The organism is Providencia sp., from assembly GCF_003533305.1.
GTDB lineage: Bacteria > Pseudomonadota > Gammaproteobacteria > Enterobacterales > Enterobacteriaceae > Providencia.
In genome coordinates, this window is sequence record NZ_DOEH01000016.1 from 266,893 (window position 1) to 285,529 (window position 18,637).

Sequence of the window (18,637 nt, forward strand, 5' to 3'; positions counted from 1 at the left end):
CTACCAGACTGCTCCACCCCGCGTCCGATATGGGGCACTATACTCGGGATGAGATCTGATGCAAGTTTTTTCGTGTTTTTTTTCATTTATTACGGATTGTAGAACAAAATACATACTTGACGATTATTTTTTAATCTTAATCCATGGGAGTGTAGGCAACCGAAGGTATAAATAGAAAACAGAAATAGTGGGCTAAAATATGTTTACTCATTTCATTCTTAATTTGAGTTTGCTATTGTGCGCTTCATATTGGATTAGTTCGGGCAGAAAATCATGAAATTATGGCAAAAATGGTTAGTCACAGGTATGTGTGTTTCTTTTTTGGTTGGATGCCAATCTCACCCAACTGATAAAGGGCAGCAATATAAAGATGGTCACTTGGTTAGTGATCTTCAAAAGGTTAATCAAGTAAATACTCAAGGCCGCCCGATTAATACCCCTGATTTTAATCGCCAAGTTGTTGAAATTAAAAATGCCTCACCTCGTCTTTTTCAAAATAATAATGAAACTTATCATGCTATAGAGAGCTGGCTAATGGCAGGCGGTGACCCGAGCCAGTTAGTTAATTTCAATTTAGCGGCTTTTCAAATGGAAGGTGCAGATAATTATGGCAACGTACAGTTTACGGGCTATTACACACCTGTTATTGAAGCGCGACGTACACCTCAAGGTGAATTTCGCCATCCATTATATGGAATGCCACCTAAAGGTAAAAAGCGTTTACCTAGTAGAGCGGCAATTTATAACGGGGCGCTTAGTAATAATTTAATTTTAGCTTACAGTAACTCTGCGGTTGATAACTTCATGATGGAAGTGCAGGGGAGTGGCTATGTGAACTTTGGTGATGGCAGCCCATTAAATTTCTTTGGTTATGCAGGCAAAAATGGCCATGCATATAAAAGTATAGGTAAAGTGTTAGTTGACCGTGGTGAAGTGCCATTGAATAAAATGTCATTGCAAGCTATTCATGATTGGACAAACAGTCATAGCGAAGAAGAGGTTCGTCAACTATTAGAAGAGAATACGTCATTTGTCTTTTTCAAACCTCAATCGTTTGTACCTGTCAGAGGCGCGAGTGCGGTACCTTTGATAGCTAAAGCTTCTGTGGCATCAGATAAATCATTAATTCCAGCGGGTACAGCTTTATTGGCTGAAATACCGGTACTTGATAATAATGGTAAATTTACGGGGCAATATGAAATGCGTATGATGATTGCCTTAGATGTGGGTGGTGCAATTAAAGGACACCATTTCGATATCTACCATGGAACAGGTCATGAAGCCGGTAAAATGGCCGGGTTTTATAATCATTATGGACGAGTTTGGGTACTGAAGAAGGATCAACAGCTTTTTGGTGCTAGTAAGTAGTAGCCGTTTTAATTAAGGTCATTTGTTATTATGCAAACTCAGCTTTCTGATGCGTGGATGCAGCGCTTTGCTGGAATTGGGCGCTTATACGGGCAACAAGCACTTTTTCTTTTTGCTCGCTCTCACGTGTGCGTTATTGGTATTGGTGGTGTTGGGGTATGGGCTGCCGAGGCGTTAGCGCGTTCGGGTATTGGTTCAATCACATTAATTGATATGGATGATGTTTGTGTGACAAACACTAATCGTCAATTACATGCACTTAGCACCACTGTGGGACAACCCAAAGTAGATGTAATGAAAGCACGTATTTTGGCGATTAATCCCGAATGTATTGTGAATGTAATCGATGATTTTATTACTGTCGATAATGTGTCTGAATACCTCAGTACGGGGTTTGATTATGTTATTGATGCAATTGATAGTGTAAGGCCAAAAGCTGCGTTGTTAGCCTATTGCCGACGTTTTAAAGTCCCAGTTGTCACCACTGGAGGCGCAGGTGGTCAAATCGATCCCACTCAAATACAAGTTGTTGATTTGGCTAAGACGGTTCAAGATCCTTTAGCCGCTAAATTACGCGAACGTTTAAAGTCTGACTTTAATGTCGTTAAAAATAGTAAAGGTAAGTTGGGAATTGATTGTGTGTTCTCAACAGAGCAATTAGTCTATCCACAAAGTGATGGAACTGTCTGTGCGGCAAAAAGCACGGCGGATGGCTCTAAACGGATGGATTGTGCATCTGGTTTTGGTGCAGTAACAATGGTCACCGCAAGTTTTGGTTTTATCGCTGTTTCTCATGTACTTAAAAAAATGATCGCCAAAGCACAAAGAACGGTGAAATGATTAAATGAGGCTAATAATAAATTATATTAATAGCCTCATTCAGTTATTTAAGCCGGGGTCATCTCATTGGCGATATTTCTAATCGCAGTAATTAAGGATTGGATGCCATTTTGGCGAGATTCACTTAATTGACCAGATAATCCTGTTTGATTTAAAATATCAGTAAAATCGATTTCGAGGATTTGTTGGGCGGTTTTAAGCTCAATAGCTGCTAATAAAATTGCAAATAAGCCTTTAACAACACGACCTTCACTATCACCATAAAAATGGAAAGTCTCATCATCATTTAAGAGCGCGCCAATCCATACTCGGTTTTCACAGCCTTTAACCTCTTGAGTTTGTTGTTTCTCTTCATCGGTTAATGCAGGTAGCTGTTTGGCTAGTTGGATCAGCAAGCGGTACTTATCTTCCCATGCTTTTTGGGTAGAGAATTGTTCAACTATTCCTGGAATAACTATCTCAGTACCAAAAGGGTGCGGAGCAAGTTCATGTTTAGTCGAAGTCATTAGGCTTCCTTCTTCATCATTTAATATCGATTTAATCATTTAGTATTGAAAGGGCAAATTTGATTGCCTTAATAAATTGGTCAATATCTTGCTTGTTATTATAAGGCATTACTGAAATGCGTAAACAGCCTCTAATATTTAAAGCATCCATTAAAGGTTGAGCACAATGTTGCCCATAGCGTAGTGCAATATTTTGTTCGGTCAAGAGAAGCCCTAAATCACTATGATGAATATCTTTAAAATTGAAAGACAGTAAGGGTGAATTGGGCGTGCTATAACAAATCAAATTATCGAGTTGCGAGAGTTGTTCATGTGCATATTGGATCAGTGAGCAAGAATAAATTTCTGCTTGAACGAAGTCTATCTTATTTAACCACTCTAACACAGCAGAAAATGCGATTACCCCTGCTATATTAGGCGTTCCAGCTTCAAAACATTGTGGGATAGGGGCTGGAGTGAAATCATCAAAAGTGACGTCAGTTAGCATTTTGCCACCTCCATGCCAAGGGCTCATTTGTGACAGTAAACTTGGCTTTCCATAGCAGACACCTAAGCCTGTAGGACCATAAAGTTTGTGGGCAGAAAATGCATAGAAATCAATATCAATAGCGGATACATCAATTGGGAGATGAGCAATACCTTGGGCACCGTCAACGACCACAAGTGCACCCGCAGCATGGGCAAGTTGAGTGATTATGCTTAGGTCAGGTTGGTAGCCCGTTACATTTGACATTTGGGTGATTGCGACGACTTTACTTTTTGTATTTAGTTTTGATTTAAGTGCGTCTATATCTAATATTAGGCTGTCATTAATTGGCCATTTAACAATTTTAGCTCCAGTCTGCTTTGCCAGTATTAACCACGGTAATAAATTCGAATGATGCTCTATTTCACTTACAATAATTTCATCATCAGGTTGTAATTTTTCTCTAAAAAAGCTTTGGGTGATGAAATTTATGGATTCAGTGGTGCCGCGAGTCCAAATAATTGACTTTTCATTTGGTGCATTGATTAACTTTGCAACTCTAATTCGCCCTTGCTCATAGTCATTGGTAATTTTTAATGATTCAGCTGATTGACCTCGATGGACCGAGCTACCGGATAATTGATAGTAATTATTCGATGCCTCAATCATAGCTAAAGGTTTTAATGCGGTTGCCGCACTATCTAAAAAAGTAATATTGGCAGCTATAGCAGGGAAGGCTTGGCGAAATTGAGTAGCATTGAAGTGATCCATAGTGTTTATTCTTTTATACCTAGTTTGAGATTCATTTTGACAGACTAAATTTTAAAAATTAATTATTAGGTTTATCAAGAAGGATGATAGTTGAACCAGTCATTTTTTAATCTATTCGTTGAAATGTTTTGTTACATTTGCTATTAATTGTTTCAACGAAATTTAATTGATTTTAAGATGATTCAGTGTTTTGCATGACAATGCAATCCCTTTTCTGAACGATGAGTGATTTTTAGCTTAGTTTACGGACTAATTTCAAGAATTATCTTAAATATCCAAGTGAATATTTTTTCGGTAAACTAGTAGCTATTCATAGTTTGTTGTATTTATTAATTTATTTGCTTTACTAAATATTATAATAGGCAAAAAAAAGCACCGCGCTTAGGCGGTGCACTATAAAATCACTATGGACAGACAGGGTAAATGTACAGGAAGTGAAAATAAACAGTAGCAATAGCTACAACGTCTGGCATCCCCAGACAACTTGCAAACACAACATCACAACCACAAAGCCAAAAGTTCCAAAGTAACTAAACTCTGTAACTTTTCGTTCCGGCTTAGGAAGTGTGCATACTATAGGTATTTACTGGCGTATCCTCAAGGGACAATTTATAATGCTTCGGATGAAAAAAACTAATAGATACCTATATGCCAAATAGAAGTGATTATGTCTAAAAGATTACCGCCACTTAATGCACTGAGAGTCTTTGATGCCGCAGCCCGTCATTTAAGTTTTACTAAGGCGGCAGAAGAATTATTTGTGACTCAAGCTGCTGTTAGTCACCAAATGAAAAGCTTAGAAGATTTTCTTGGCTTAAAATTATTCCGTCGACGTAATCGTTCGTTATTATTAACGGAAGAAGGTCAAAGTTATTATCTTGATATTAAAGAAATTTTTTCTTCTTTAAATGAAGCAACTCGAAAGTTACAAGCGCGAAGCGCTAAGGGAGCATTAACCGTAAGTTTATCACCGAGTTTTGCTATTCAATGGTTGGTACCACGCCTTGCGGGGTTCAATCAAGCGTATCCTGGTATTGATGTGCGAATTCAGGCGGTAGATAGAGAAGAGGATAAATTGGCAGATGATGTCGATGTCGCTATTTTCTACGGTAAAGGTAATTGGTCAGGACTTCGAACAGATAGGCTCTATGCAGAATATTTGATGCCTGTTTGTTCTCCTTCGTTATTAACGGGAGAGCTTCAGTTAAAGCATCCTGAGGATTTGGCTAATCATATGCTATTACATGATTCTTCTCGTCGGGATTGGCAAGCATATATTCGGCAATTAGAATTACAAAATATTGTTAATGTACAAAAAGGGCCTATTTTTAGTCATAGCTCAATGGTTATCCAAGCGGCAGTGCACGGTCAAGGAATTGCATTAACGAATAATGTGATGGCACGAAATGAAATTGATGCAGGGCGTTTAGTTTGTCCCTTTAGCGAGGTGTTAGTCAGTAAAAATGCATTTTATCTTGTCTGTCAAGAAAGTCAGGCTGATATAGGAAAAATAGCGGCATTTCGTCAATGGGTACTCGCTCAGGCTGCAAGTGAACAAGAAAAATTAGGTTTTATTACGGGTGACCAAGATGTGGCGCTTAATCAGTAATCAAATATTTCATAAAAAGGTGTTACTGTGAATAGTCGTTTGATGTTAATTTTTGCGGGAATTAGTGGTTTTTTTACCGTGGCTTTCGGAGCTATCGGTTCCCATGCACTATCTTCAATCATGAGTGTCCATCAGATGGAATGGATTGAAGTCGGTATACGTTATCAGATGTTACACACAGTGGCTTTAATGGTGCTCGGTGCAATTTTACTGCGTAAAGTTGTACTGTGGTTCTATTGGTCTGGTGTTTTTTTCTCGGTAGGCATACTTCTTTTTAGCGGTAGCCTTTATTGTATGGCCCTATTGCAGGTAAAATACTTTTCTTATTTTACGCCTATAGGGGGAGTTTGTTTCCTTATTGGCTGGCTGTTAGTTGTTATCGGCGCTATGCGTCTAAGGAAATCGGCGTCACGCAATGAGTAATAAAATTGCATTATATTGCCGCCCAGGCTTTGAAAAAGAGTGCGCAGCAGAGATCACAGATAAAGCTGGGCAAAAAGAAGTCTTTGGTTTTGCTCGAGTAAAAGATAATAGTGGTTATGTCATTTTTGAATGCTATCAAGCTGAAGATGCAGATAAACTTGCACGTACTTTACCTTTTAGTGAACTTATTTTTGCTCGTCAGATGATAGTCGTTGGGGATTTACTCAAAGATTTACCCCCAGAAGACCGTATTACACCAATTGTGAATGTACTTAGCCAACAAGTTGCTCGAGCTGGTGATCTTCGCGTTGAGGTTGCTGATACTAATGAATGCAAAGAATTAATGAAGTTTTGCCGTAAATTTACGGTGCCTTTGCGTAACGCTTTACGTAAAGAAAAAATACTTCTTACACAAGAAAATTTTAAACGTCCGGTTATTCATGTGTTCTTTATTGCACCAGGTTGTTGCTATACAGGCTATTCGTATACCAATAATAGTTCTAGTTTCTACATGGGTATCCCTCGGTTAAAATTACCATCAGATGCGCCTAGCCGTTCAACACTGAAGCTTGAAGAAGCATTCCATGTGTTTATTCCTTATGATGAATGGGAAGAACGTTTAGCCAGTGGAATGAAGGCGGTAGACTTAGGGGCTTGTCCTGGTGGTTGGACCTATCAGCTTGTGAAGCGCAGCATGATGGTACATGCAGTTGATAATGGAACAATGGCTGAAAGTTTAATGGATACAGGGCAGGTTACTCATCACCAAGTTGATGGTTTTAAGTTCCGTCCAATATCTAATAATATCACTTGGCTTGTTTGTGACATGGTTGAAAAACCCGCTAAGGTTGCTGCGCTTATGACTGAATGGCTGCAAGAAGGCCTGTGTCGTGAAGCGATTTTTAACTTAAAATTGCCAATGAAAAAACGTTATGAAGAAGTCTCTCATATCTTAAACAAAATGCAGGTTCAGCTAAAAGAGCACAGTATTAACGTGCGTATTCAAGCTAAACAGCTATACCATGACCGCGAAGAGATTACAGTACATGTTCAGCGTGTCTGGTCAGCGAATCCAATGGCTCGTGAGTATTACTAGCATTTGATGGTATTCAATACGTTAAAGTAAAAAAGGTCACTTTAGAGTGACCTTTTTTATAGCAATTATTTGGCTTGATAGCGCAGTTGGTTCAAATTACCTTGAATAATGATGTCGGTCTTTAACGTGGCAATATCACGACAAATTAGTGCAATTTCTTGCTGGTTAATTAATTTTTTTTGCCATTTTTCATCTAGATTATCGATATTCGTGTATAAATTTTCAATCGATTGGTATTGCTGTAATAGCATCGTTGTACTTTTAGGACCAATTCCTGCAACTCCTGGTACTTTACTACTACTAATACCGGCAAGCCCCCAATAATCAGGAAGTTGTTCGGGCGTTACACCAAACTCTTTTTCAATAAAAGGAACATCTAACCATCGTTTTTGAAAATAATCGCGGATCCGAATATTGGGTGATAGTAATTGGCAATAGCCTTTATCTGTCGATACAATCGTCACCATATGCCCTGCATTTGCGATACGTTTTGCCAACGTCGCGGCAAGATCATCGGCCTCATCACCTTGAGATTGCCAACAATGAACCCCTTTTTCTTCAAATTGTGTTATCAGTGAAGGTAGGTTTTTTTGCAAGTCTTCAGGCATGGGTTGGCGACCTGCTTTGTAGTCAGGTAATTTTTCATGGCGCCAGCTAGAATGCCTTCCTTCTTCATCAAAAACAGCGACAACGTGGCTTGCTTCAGTATGATTGATGAGTTGAGATATCGCAGATAAGCAGGTATCTCCACATGGGCTTCCTTGCACCGCGTGGATACGACGAATTAGATTTAATGCATCAATAATTAATAAATGGATCATAAGTATCGGGCCGTCCTTGGCTGCTTAAATTTATTTCACAATTTCATAGCAAGGTTCGTAGGCAGTTCCGCCCGGCAGTTTCATACGATGCTGACTAACGAAGCCTTGTAATAAGATATCCATACGTCTCATGATGTCAGTATCACCATGGATTTTAAAAGGACCATTTTTTTCAATAGCTTTCATTCCTGATTCTTTCACATTACCCGCAACAATGCCTGAGAATGCGCGGCGTAGGTCAGCGGCTAATTTTTCAGGTGCCTGGCCCGGATGTAAGTTCAAAGAAGCCATATTTTCATGACTAGGCTCAAAAGGATGCTGTAAAGCATGATCAATTTTAATTGACCAGTTGAAACTATAGGCATCACCAGTACTGCGGCGGTTATCTTTAACTAGAGGCATACTTTTTTTCATGACTCTAGCGACTTCTTGAGGATTATCAATAATGATCTGATAATGCTTACTCGCTTCATCCCCTAAAGTATGGCGAACGAAATCATCAAGTACAGCAAAGTATTCTGCACTTTCTTTTGGTCCGGTCAGAACGAGAGGGAGAACTTGCTCACTGTTTTCAGGATCCATTAAGATACCCAGTAAATAGAGAAGTTCTTCTGCTGTACCTACACCACCTGGGAATATAATGATCCCATGGCCTAATCTGACAAATGCCTCTAGACGTTTTTCGATGTCAGGCATGATTAATAGTTCATTAACCAATGGATTAGGTGGCTCAGCTGCAATAATCGAAGGTTCAGTTAAACCGATAAAACGGCTATTTTTATATTGTTGTTGTGCATGGCCTACCGCAGCACCTTTCATCGGAGCTTCCATCGCACCTGGTCCGCAACCAGTACAGATATTGAGTTCCCTTAAACCTAATTCATTACCGACTTTACGGCCATACAGATATTCAGTTTCATTAATTGAGTGTCCACCCCAACATACGATCATGTTAGGTTCTTCATCAATATGTAAGGCGCGAGCATTGCGTAAAATAGAGAAAATCATGTTAGTTAAATGAACACTGTTTTCAATATCTAAATGAAATTGTTCTTTTGCGTTACTAATTTGAGCATGGACAAAAAGAATATCACGCAGTACTGCAAATAAGTTAGCTTGTAACGAGCGGATAATCTTGCCATCAACAAAGGCTTCTTCCGGTGGATTGATTAGTTCAAGTTTTACACCGCGTTCACGACGCAATACATTAATGTCAAAATCAATGCTTTTTGCCAGTAACTCTTTACTACTATCGGTTAAGCTGCCGGAGTGTAAAACCGCTAAAGAGCAATTTCTAAACAGCTGGTATAAATGGCTGCTAGCCGTTCTTTTTAACATATCAACTTCAAGCTGAGATAGTAGATCCATAGATCCTAATGGACTAATATGAGTAATCAAGTAACACTCCTTTATCCCCGCAGGGATCTTGATGTTGGATTGTGTTGAAATAGGTTCAGCGGCTGTTGTTTCAACTGCATTTTCCAATAATACATTTCAACTACATTCATTTTGACTATATTTTGTACTTATTGCCGTGCTAAGCGACCTGTTTGTGGTTTAAATTGCTCATTACTACGCCATGGGTTGATATCAAGGCCACCTCGGCGTGTATAGCGTGCATAAACACTCAATTTTTCAGGTTTACACAGTTGTGTTATATCGTTAAAAATACGTTCCACACATTGTTCATGAAACTCATTATGATGGCGAAATGAAATGAGATAGCGTAATAACGCTTCATGATTAATTTTTGGGCCACGATAATGAATTTGTACTGAACCCCAGTCAGGCTGATTCGTAATAAGACAATTCGATTTTAACAAATGGCTGACCAATGTTTCTTCAACAATTTCACTTTGTGTACAATCAGCTAAATAATGGCGGCTGAATTCATAATTATCGATATCAATATCTTGTTCATCTATACAGATACCATTAAATTGATGAATAGTTTGTTGTGAAAAATCATCTAGCTTATGGAGTGTAACGCTAACCTCGCCGTTAGCACAGTAACTTAAATCACTTTGCAAAACGCTTCGCACATTTTCCCACGTTTCAAATTTGGTTTGGTTAAAACTGTTGAGATAGAGTTTAAAACTTTTAGATTCAATAAGGTTGTCACTATTTGCATTTACACTAATAGAGCCTATTGCGACTTGAGGTAGACCTTTAGGGTTGAGCCATGAAAGTTCATACAGTGTCCAGATATCAGCCCCTTGAAATGGCAGAGCATCATTTCGAATTGCTAAAGGCTCTCTATTTAAGCTACGAGGAACCGCTTGTAATAACGTTGGATCGTATTGATCAATGTAAGCGGTTTTTTTACCGAGAGTTAAATTGTCGAGAGCTGGATTGTTCTGGTAGTGTGACATATTGATCCTTATACTTCATAAACTAAAATGAGGCTCAAAGCAGGAAAAGGGCGTAACAAGCACATTTTTTACGGTTAATCTGCTGTGATAATATCATTTATCAACCCTATTGACGTCTTTCAATTCAATTTGGTCTAAATAATACATAATTATGAATACAATAATTTCTGAATCACTTAACAATTTTACTCAGTTATATATGTCTCAATGGTTGGAGCAAACAGGTTTACCTCCAGCATCTGTTGATTTATATGGTATTCCCTCACCCTGTATCGTACGTACAGGTGAGAATTGGGTTTATTGGGAACCTCAACCTTTTCCGCTAGAAAATAAAAGTCTTCAAAAGGTTGCCACTGCACTTGATATTAGTTTACAGGATGATATTCATGGTTTTTATACCACTCAACTTGCGGGTGATATGAAAGCGAGATTTGCAGAGTTAGAGCTCAGTTTGGTTCAAGTATGGAATGAAGACGATTTTATTCGTTTACAAGAAAATTTAATTGGTCATTTAGTGACTCAAAAGCGTTTAAAACTGCCACCAACATTATTTATTGCGACTTTGGATTCTGAAATTGAAATGATTTCTATGTGCAATTTAAGTGGCGAAATTATTTTAGAAAAATTTGGAAGTAAAGAAAGAAGAGTACTTGCTCCTAATCTTGCTAGTTTTATAAATGCACTTTTACCGATAATTGAGCCACAAAGGTAAGATATCAGATACGAAGATGTGTAAGCATTTACCTACAATTGGGTTAAGCAATATCTTAAATATTTTTAATTTAAGTGAAATGATAATTATTTCACTTTTGATTTCATGACGTTACTATAGATACCCAATATCACTATGATTTGTAATGAATTTTAGTTTCCTCCACTAGGTTGTTTCATTAATAGATTTAATACATTCTTATGTGGCTGGACAGGGTAGATTGTTTAGCTTTTTATAAGTAAAAACAAAGTTATGGATGACTAATTAGACTTATTTTGTCTATTAAATTGTTTTTATTTGACAGGATGTCAGACGACAGGGAGTCGTTTTTGCAGGATGCTGTAAAACGTGTTTAAACTCGAGATGAGCCAGTCAATGTTTTTATTGGCTGGCTTTTTTCGTTAACGGCACTTTATTTCTTTATCGATAATTCAATTTTTGATTATGCGGTATTGATTATATACAGTAATAATTGTATTTAACTTGCTAATTTTTCTGATGTATTCGTATTAACTGAATATTGAGTGAGGGAGTTTATTATATTCTGGAACATGGCCTCTCTTAATGCTTCACGTCGACGAAATTCAGCTCGGCGCTGGCTTTTAACTAATTCAATATCTCGTACTGGTTCTTGAAGCGGAAGTTGATACCAACCTTTAGGCGTCAATATTGCACCACATTCTTGCCAAAAATTGTCATAGCTTGATTTTAAATGTTGGCTTTTAATATGGCTATTATTTGATATTCCCAAAATCGATGTAATGTTGAAATAAGCAGCGACTGCATAAATTGCTGACATTAATAAATTTTTAGGTCTCATACCATGCATTTGTTTGGTAATAGATTTAACTTGTTCAACACTTTGCTCAGTTGAGGGGCCTTGTAGAGAGCAGACATATAATTGTCCTTGGGGCCCGAATGAAAAACTCATTAAATAAATTTCATCACCGGTTTCATTGCGTAAATTTAAAGTTAAGTCACCTTCTCGAGGATATTCGGAGTAAATCAGTCTTAATTGCGCGAGATCGCCTGATTTAAGTTCTATATCGGCAACTTTAAGGCCTTCACGCTTATCTGAAAACATCGCCTCAATGGCATCAGGGGTAAAAGTATTTTCTATCAAATTCAATGTATGGCTTGCAGTAAGTAGCTTTTGTTTACCACTCCAAGCTTTGTGTAGGTATTTATTAATTGGGCGTTCAATAAAATGAGGAACATTACTTATTGTGCTTGATAATTGAGCACTATGGTAATTTTCACACATAAATTGATATTGCTGATATTGTTGTGAAGGCAGTTTAGCGATGCGAATACGTCGCTTTAATTGAACGTAACTATTGCTAAAGGATTTCCATATATTATTTTCTTTACGCCACTGCTTTAGTAATCCCATAAATAAACCATTTCTTCTGTGTTAGTAATACACAAGTATCAATTTGAAAAACATTCGATGATAAAGGTGGTTACAACAACAAATCATAAACGAAACTTAATTATTCTAAATGTATTGTGCAAATTAATCGGAGTAATTTAAAAAAGGGTGCCATGTTAGTAGTAGAACTTGTTTTTTATCGTTATCAGCACCATGTTTTCGACAGAATTGTAGAAAAAAATACAGTATATTTTGGGTTATCACCGTTAAATAGGTTTTAGTATGAATATCGAGCAACACATTGTTGAAAAATTGCGTCATGTAGAAGATGAAATGAAAGCCAAATCATTTTGGCGTGAATTACCGCCAAACGCAGAGGCATTTGAAAGTACTGAGCCATTTTCTATTGATACGATGGAAGCGCTGGAGTGGCTTCAATGGATTTTGATCCCACGACTGTATGAGTTGATAGAAAAAGGTGCCGCTTTACCCAGTAATTTTTCTATCGCGCCTTATTTCGAGGAAGTTTATAAGGATGACTGCAATGGTGATTTCATTGCGCTTTTTGAACATTTACGCGGACTTGATAATCTATTTCAGTTTACGCCAATGGGTAAGTTATAAATGTTAGAAATTATTTACCATGATGAATATATTATTGCCATTAATAAACCCGCTGGCATGTTGGTACATCGTAGCTGGATAGATAGTCAAGAAACCGTTTTTGTGATGCAGACTCTTCGCGACCAAATAGGGCAGTATGTTTATCCCATTCATCGTTTGGATAAACCAACTTCAGGTGTTCTACTTTTTGCACTATCAAGTGAAGTTGCAAGGCTGCTATCTGAGCAATTTGAGAATCATCAAATTGAGAAAACCTATCATGCCATCGTACGGGGTTATGTTACTGAGGAACAAAAAATAGATTATCCGTTGCTTGAAGAGTTGGATAAAATTGCTGATAAGCGAGCAACAAGAGAACCCGTATTACAAGAGTGTGTGACGCACTGTAAGCCGATTGAAACAGTTGAGTGTGCGGTTGCTATTGGTCGCTATGATACTGCCCGCTTTAGCTTGTTAGAGTTGAAACCTGAAACGGGGCGAAAACATCAATTAAGACGACATATGTCACATATTCGCCATCCTATCATTGGTGATAGTAAACATGGTGATTTGCGGCAAAATCGTGGGGTAACCGAACATTTTTCAGTTGCACGATTAATGCTACATGCGAGCCAATTAGTTTTAATTCACCCGATAACAGCGCAAAAAATAACGCTTATTGCAAATTGGGATACTCAATGGTTATCACTGATTGAGCAATTTGGATGGTTGGATGTTGCGACAAAACTAGGTTTTGATGCAGTAAATCAGGCGAGTTAATTTTTACATAAATTAAGCACGTAAATTGAGGAACGGTTATGTCTAAAATTGGTATTTTTGTTGGCACTGTCTATGGTAATTCATTGGCTGTCGCTGAAGCTGCGCAGGATATTTTAGCGCAACAAGGGCATGAAATTGTTATTTTTGATGAGCCTACATTGGATGATTGGCAATCTTATAATTCAGATAATAATATTGCTTTAATTGTCACGTCTTCTACAGGACAGGGTGATTTCCCCGATACCATAGCGCCACTTTTTTATGAAATTAAAGATGTACTCGGTTACCAACCTGATTTACGTTACGGCATTATTGCGCTTGGCGATAGTAGCTATGAAAGCTTCTGTGGAGCAGCTAAGCATTTTGACGAGTTACTGACAGAACAATCTGGTACACGTATTGGTGATGTGTTATTCATTGATGCAACAGAGGTGGATACGCCTGAAGAGTTTGCTAAAGCGTGGATTCAAGCTTGGAGTGAACTTATCTGAAGATCTGCACCGGTAAACTATCTTAGAAACTATCTTAAAAACTAAAGTACAGTTAATGTAGATATCACGGTGCAGTCATTTATTCTGCAATTTTAAAGCGATTTTTGAATTATTTACGTGTTAATTTTTCAAGATCTGCTTCAATTTCGGCAATTTTATTAGAGACAACATGTTCTAAATGGCGTAAGTCATCAAGAATTTTATGTTTTAAATCGAGTTCAGATTTATCGGTCTGACAGATTTGATCGAGCTCTTCAATAGCATAACGAAGATTAGTATTGATTTCGTTGATTTCTTTAAAATTATTACTGCCATCTGTCGCAGCAATTGTTTTGCGCTGGCGTGGATATTTAAATTTCACGCTTTTAGCAAAAAACTCGCCTTTGTCTTTGCGAAAATAAATTTTCAAAATATCGTTATTTGCTTCTTGGCGCAGGGTATAGCGGTCGATGTCTTGAGGGTTGCTGATACCTAAACTTTTCAAATTATCGTACATGTAAACTCACTTAGCCGTAGGAGACAGAGTCGATGAATAAATATGAGAGTATGGGCCGGTTATAACAATATCGGTCTATTTCTCGCTTCTAAAGGATGTGGTGGGTCTGTTTAAATGATAAACAGTATTTCTATTAACTATATAATATTAAATAGAATAGATGAAAATATCTGCGCACATCACATCATTATTATGGCGAAAAATAAAATAATACAGTTTTATTAATGGCAACCAGCTAAAGCCACGGTCATATTATGCGCGATTTATTGAAATTGACAAACCTCTCCTTACAAGAAAAAGAGGTCTATCATCTAATTGGAAGGGGAGAGTGTTAGGAAGCTACTCTGTCACCTAATGGAAAGTTATTCATCAATGCTTCGTAATAGCTCATTGATACCAACTTTACCACGGGTTTTTTCATCCACTTTTTTAACGATAACAGCGCAGTAGAGACTATAACGACCATCTTTAGAGGGAAGGTTGCCAGAAACGACAACAGAGCCTGCGGGTACGCGACCATAAAAAATTTCACCCGTTTCACGGTCATAAATTTTAGTGCTTTGACCGAGATATACACCCATTGAAATGACAGACCCTTCTTCAACGATAACGCCTTCTACAACTTCAGAACGAGCACCGATAAAGCAATTGTCTTCAATAATGGTTGGATTGGCTTGTAAAGGCTCAAGAACACCGCCAATACCGACGCCACCAGATAAGTGAACATTTTTACCAATTTGTGCACATGATCCGACGGTTGCCCATGTATCGACCATACTCCCTTCGTCTACATAAGCACCAATATTCACATAAGAAGGCATCAATACACAGTTTTTAGCAATATAGGCACCTTGGCGAACCGCCGCGGGAGGAACAACTCGGAATCCCTCTTTTTCGAAACGCGCTTTATCATAATCTGCAAATTTCATAGGGACTTTGTCGAAATAGCGACTTTCTGCACCTTCAATGACTTGGTTGTCATGAATACGAAATGAGAGTAAAACGGCTTTTTTTAGCCATTGATGGGTAACCCAAACGCCTGCAATTTTCTCTGCAACGCGGAGTTTGCCGCTATCGAGTAATGTTATAGTGTCCATTACGGCTTGTCTTACTGGCGCAGAGACGGTATTCGGTGTGATAGTCGCTCTGTCTTCAAACGCCTGTTCAATGATCGCTTGTAAATGCTGCATTGAGTTTATTTCTCCTTGGATAACGAAAAAAATGTTATATCCACCACAGATAAATGTGATGGATGTTATATTTTATCCTTCGATTTAAGGGCATCTGTCAACCTTTCTGATAACTCTTGTTGCATATTTTTACTGAGCGCTTTGTGATTTTTATCTGCAAGGACAAAAAAATCTTCAACTTTTTCGCCAATTGTGGTGATCCGCGCGCCGTACAATGAAATTTCCATTTGTGCAAAAATATGCCCAATTTTGGCCAGTAAACCTGGTTGATCAAGTGCGAATAATTCCATATAGCTACGACGTTCATTCGTAGAGTGTAGAAAATTAACTTTTGTCGGTACGGTAAAATGACGTAATTTTGCAGGGATCATCCGCGGCTTAGGTGGCAAAATTTCAGGTTGTTGAATGGCGAGCAGTAGCGTTTTACGGATCTGCTCATATCTATCTTTCGATAAGGCGGCGCCATTTGGCTCGAGTACGACAAACGTATCCATTGCCATATTGTCTTTGTTGGTGAAAATTTGAGCGCTATGAATGCTTAAATTACGTCTATCAAGTTCGCTAGCGACAGCGGCAAATAAGTGTGGTTTATCAGGGCACCAGATAAATATTTCGGTGCCACCATGTTTTGATTGAGTACTAATCAAAACTAATGGATGCGTTAAATCGTGTTTCAATAAATTACTGGCGTGCCAAGCGAGTTGTGACGGTGTGTGTCGTAAGAAATAATCTGCATGGCAACGAGACCATAATGCATTTAGTTTCTCTTCATCAATAGATGATTGGCGTAGTAATGATAAAGCCTGATAACGATGATGACGAATACGTTCACGTAAGTCTGGCGTGCTTTGCATTCCTTGATTTAATTGATGTTCAGTCAATAGAAAAAGTTCTCGAATAAGACTTTGTTTCCAACTATTCCATAATGTGCTGTTGGTGGCGCAAATATCGGCAACAGTTAGGCACATTAAATAATTTAGACGTGACACCGATTTAACTTCTAGTGCAAATTGTTTGATTATATCAGGGTCTTGAATATCTCTTCGCTGTGCAGTGACAGACATCAAAAGGTGGCTTTTCACTAGCCAAGCAGCAAGTTCCGCTTCTTTTATTGAAAAATCATGTTGTAGTGCAAAACTATAGACAAATTCAGCGCCAAGATCTGAATGATCGCCAGAGCGGCCTTTTGCAATATCATGGAACATCGCTGCTAGACGTAAAATTTCGGGTTGCAGTAACTTTGGATAAACACTGACACAAAGTGGGTGATCGCGGCGATTTTCTTCTAACGTAAAACTGTCAATTTTCTGAAGGACACGAATAGTATGCTCATCAACAGTATAAGCATGGAATAGGTCAAACTGCATTTGGCCGACAATATTGCTCCACAGTGGTGTATAGGCGCTTAAAACACTGTGCAAATGCATGGGAACAAAGGCCCCTTTAATTGCGCGAGGGTGTCGTAATATTTTCAAAAATAACTTTCGTGCTTCAGGGTTTTCACATAGAGGAGTGGCAAGATTCCGTCTAGCAAATCGTAATTGACGTAATGTAGTCGAATAAATACCAGTAATGTTTGGATATCGAGCCATTTGGTAAAACATTTTTAAGATGGTGGCGGGCTCTTTGATAAATAACGCTTCATCAATCACATCAATTAATGATCCGCGAAGTTGGAATTGTGTATCAATGGGGCGTGGTTTTTCATTCGGATTTAACGTTAAAATAGCTTCATCAAATAGCTGCAATAGCATTTGATTGAGCTCTCTGACTCGACGAGTTACACGATAGAAATCTTTCATCATCCGTTCAACAGGTTGATTTTTATCACCTTCATAACCCAGTAAGCGAGCAACACTAAATTGTCGATCAAATAACAGTCGATTATCGTAACGTTTAACCACTAAGTGTAAGGCAAAGCGGATCTTCCATAGAAAGGTTAAACATTCTTTAAGTTCGTGATGTTCTTCTTCAGTTAGAAAACCAAAACTCACCATTTCATCAACTGTAGTGGCACCAAAGTGGCGGCGGCCTATCCACAGTAAAGTGTGCACATCGCGCAAGCCTCCAGGGCTACTTTTAATATCTGGTTCTAAGTTGTAGCTGGTGCTGTGGTAGCGTTGATGGCGTTGGTGTTGTTCTTCAATTTTGGCGGCAAAAAAAGTGGTTGATGGCCAAAAGTCATCACTGAAAATAGTTTTTTGTAGTTGTAAAAATAAGGCGATATCACCACAAATTAATCTAGACTCAATTAGGTTGGTCGCCACGGTTAAGTCATCATTTCCTGCTTTAATGCATTCTGCCAATGAACGAACACTATGACCAATATCGAAGCGCAAATCCCAAAGCAACGTAATAAATTGCCCAATTTTGGTAGCAATTTCTTCGGCAAGAGGCTCTTTACTTAGCACTAAAATATCAATGTCCGATAACGGATGCAGTTCATGCCGGCCATAGCCGCCTACTGCGATTAAGGACATATTTGGACGTTTATCAAATTGATATTCTTGCCATAATCTTGTTAATAGCGCATCAAGGTAATCACTACGGACATGAACTAAATCCACCACGGATTGACCATGATTAAAGGCTACTTCTAACCAATTATTAAAGTCTTCAACATGCAATCTTAACGTTGATAGCTCAAGGTCAGAGGGTTGAAATAAATGAGGCGATAGATATGTTTTAGAAGATACTGTCATCATTTTCTTTCCGTGTTGA

Annotated in this window: 18 protein-coding genes and 1 tRNA gene (1 of these 19 cut by a window edge); 9 read left to right on the plus strand and 10 right to left on the minus strand. The window is 38.3% G+C overall.

Features of this window, described 5'->3' with window-relative positions; genetic code table 11:
- Window positions 1-23: transfer RNA gene (locus DD649_RS10175), tRNA-OTHER, on the minus strand; it reaches 60 nt to the left of the window's first position.
- 250 nt (window positions 24-273) lie between these two features.
- On the opposite strand from DD649_RS10175, the gene mltA reads away from it, so the two are divergent.
- Together mltA and tcdA are read left to right on the plus strand one after the other, a co-directional pair.
- Window positions 274-1,368, plus strand: a complete 1,095-nt coding sequence (mltA, locus tag DD649_RS10180; RefSeq protein ID WP_294106854.1) for a murein transglycosylase A — start codon at window positions 274-276, stop codon at window positions 1,366-1,368.
- Between the two features lie 30 nt (window positions 1,369-1,398).
- On the plus strand, window positions 1,399-2,208 hold the full coding sequence (tcdA, locus tag DD649_RS10185) for a tRNA cyclic N6-threonylcarbamoyladenosine(37) synthase TcdA (protein ID WP_336430514.1): 810 nt from the start codon (window positions 1,399-1,401) through the stop codon (window positions 2,206-2,208).
- A 47-nt stretch (window positions 2,209-2,255) separates the two neighbouring features.
- Here the strand turns inward: tcdA and csdE are convergent, their stop codons facing one another.
- On the minus strand, window positions 2,256-2,714 hold the full coding sequence (gene csdE, locus DD649_RS10190; RefSeq protein ID WP_294106859.1) for a cysteine desulfurase sulfur acceptor subunit CsdE: 459 nt from the start codon (window positions 2,712-2,714) through the stop codon (window positions 2,256-2,258).
- Between the two features lie 31 nt (window positions 2,715-2,745).
- Window positions 2,746-3,951, minus strand: coding sequence for a cysteine desulfurase CsdA (gene csdA, locus DD649_RS10195; RefSeq protein ID WP_294106861.1), 1,206 nt, complete (start codon window positions 3,949-3,951; stop codon window positions 2,746-2,748).
- A 667-nt stretch (window positions 3,952-4,618) separates the two neighbouring features.
- Here csdA and DD649_RS10200 point away from each other — a divergent pair.
- From DD649_RS10200 to rlmM, 3 genes are read left to right on the plus strand one after another with little or no spacing between them, the layout of a single operon-like run.
- The gene (locus tag DD649_RS10200; protein ID WP_294106863.1) at window positions 4,619-5,560 is read left to right on the plus strand and encodes a transcriptional regulator GcvA; all 942 of its coding nucleotides are present in this window, start codon (window positions 4,619-4,621) and stop codon (window positions 5,558-5,560) included.
- Window positions 5,561-5,587: 27 nt separating this feature from the next.
- Window positions 5,588-5,983 carry a DUF423 domain-containing protein gene (locus DD649_RS10205; RefSeq protein WP_294106865.1) on the plus strand — a complete coding sequence of 132 codons (396 nt, stop codon included), beginning with the start codon at window positions 5,588-5,590 and terminating at the stop codon, window positions 5,981-5,983.
- The gene (gene rlmM / locus DD649_RS10210; RefSeq protein ID WP_294106867.1) at window positions 5,976-7,079 is read left to right on the plus strand and encodes a 23S rRNA (cytidine(2498)-2'-O)-methyltransferase RlmM; all 1,104 of its coding nucleotides are present in this window, start codon (window positions 5,976-5,978) and stop codon (window positions 7,077-7,079) included. The genes DD649_RS10205 and rlmM overlap by 8 nt, the downstream gene beginning before the upstream one ends.
- Before the next feature lie 65 nt (window positions 7,080-7,144).
- Here the strand turns inward: rlmM and xni are convergent, their stop codons facing one another.
- From xni to queF, 3 genes are all read right to left on the minus strand, one after another.
- A complete protein-coding gene (gene xni, locus DD649_RS10215; protein WP_294106869.1) occupies window positions 7,145-7,900 on the minus strand; it encodes a flap endonuclease Xni in 756 nt (251 codons plus the stop codon).
- A gap of 30 nt (window positions 7,901-7,930) precedes the next feature.
- Complete coding sequence (gene ppnN / locus DD649_RS10220) at window positions 7,931-9,298, minus strand: nucleotide 5'-monophosphate nucleosidase PpnN (RefSeq protein ID WP_294106966.1); 1,368 nt, start codon at window positions 9,296-9,298, stop codon at window positions 7,931-7,933.
- Window positions 9,299-9,426: 128 nt separating this feature from the next.
- The gene (gene queF / locus DD649_RS10225) at window positions 9,427-10,272 is read right to left on the minus strand and encodes an NADPH-dependent 7-cyano-7-deazaguanine reductase QueF (RefSeq protein WP_294106871.1); all 846 of its coding nucleotides are present in this window, start codon (window positions 10,270-10,272) and stop codon (window positions 9,427-9,429) included.
- Between the two features lie 151 nt (window positions 10,273-10,423).
- On the opposite strand from queF, the gene syd reads away from it, so the two are divergent.
- Entirely contained in the window at window positions 10,424-10,984 is a 561-nt protein-coding gene (gene syd, locus DD649_RS10230; RefSeq protein ID WP_294106873.1) for a SecY-interacting protein, read from the plus strand.
- Between the two features lie 478 nt (window positions 10,985-11,462).
- Here syd and DD649_RS10235 read toward each other — a convergent pair whose 3' ends face one another.
- Window positions 11,463-12,377: a DUF535 family protein gene (locus DD649_RS10235; protein ID WP_294106875.1), complete on the minus strand. Its 915-nt coding sequence runs from the start codon at window positions 12,375-12,377 to the stop codon at window positions 11,463-11,465.
- A 261-nt stretch (window positions 12,378-12,638) separates the two neighbouring features.
- Here DD649_RS10235 and DD649_RS10240 point away from each other — a divergent pair, with 261 nt between their 5' ends.
- From DD649_RS10240 to DD649_RS10250, 3 genes are read left to right on the plus strand one after another with little or no spacing between them, the layout of a single operon-like run.
- On the plus strand, window positions 12,639-12,980 hold the full coding sequence (locus DD649_RS10240; protein WP_294106877.1) for a YqcC family protein: 342 nt from the start codon (window positions 12,639-12,641) through the stop codon (window positions 12,978-12,980).
- On the plus strand, window positions 12,981-13,739 hold the full coding sequence (gene truC / locus DD649_RS10245) for a tRNA pseudouridine(65) synthase TruC (protein ID WP_294106878.1): 759 nt from the start codon (window positions 12,981-12,983) through the stop codon (window positions 13,737-13,739). It abuts the gene before it with no gap.
- A gap of 38 nt (window positions 13,740-13,777) precedes the next feature.
- Entirely contained in the window at window positions 13,778-14,230 is a 453-nt protein-coding gene (locus tag DD649_RS10250; RefSeq protein WP_336430517.1) for a flavodoxin, read from the plus strand.
- Between the two features lie 109 nt (window positions 14,231-14,339).
- Here DD649_RS10250 and DD649_RS10255 read toward each other — a convergent pair whose 3' ends face one another.
- From DD649_RS10255 to glnD, 3 genes are all read right to left on the minus strand, one after another.
- Window positions 14,340-14,726, minus strand: a complete 387-nt coding sequence (locus tag DD649_RS10255) for a DUF3461 family protein (protein WP_294106882.1) — start codon at window positions 14,724-14,726, stop codon at window positions 14,340-14,342.
- A gap of 362 nt (window positions 14,727-15,088) precedes the next feature.
- Complete coding sequence (dapD, locus tag DD649_RS10260) at window positions 15,089-15,916, minus strand: 2,3,4,5-tetrahydropyridine-2,6-dicarboxylate N-succinyltransferase (RefSeq protein WP_294106884.1); 828 nt, start codon at window positions 15,914-15,916, stop codon at window positions 15,089-15,091.
- 65 nt (window positions 15,917-15,981) lie between these two features.
- Window positions 15,982-18,621, minus strand: a complete 2,640-nt coding sequence (gene glnD / locus DD649_RS10265; protein ID WP_294106886.1) for a bifunctional uridylyltransferase/uridylyl-removing protein GlnD — start codon at window positions 18,619-18,621, stop codon at window positions 15,982-15,984.
- Window positions 18,622-18,637: the final 16 nt, after the last annotated feature.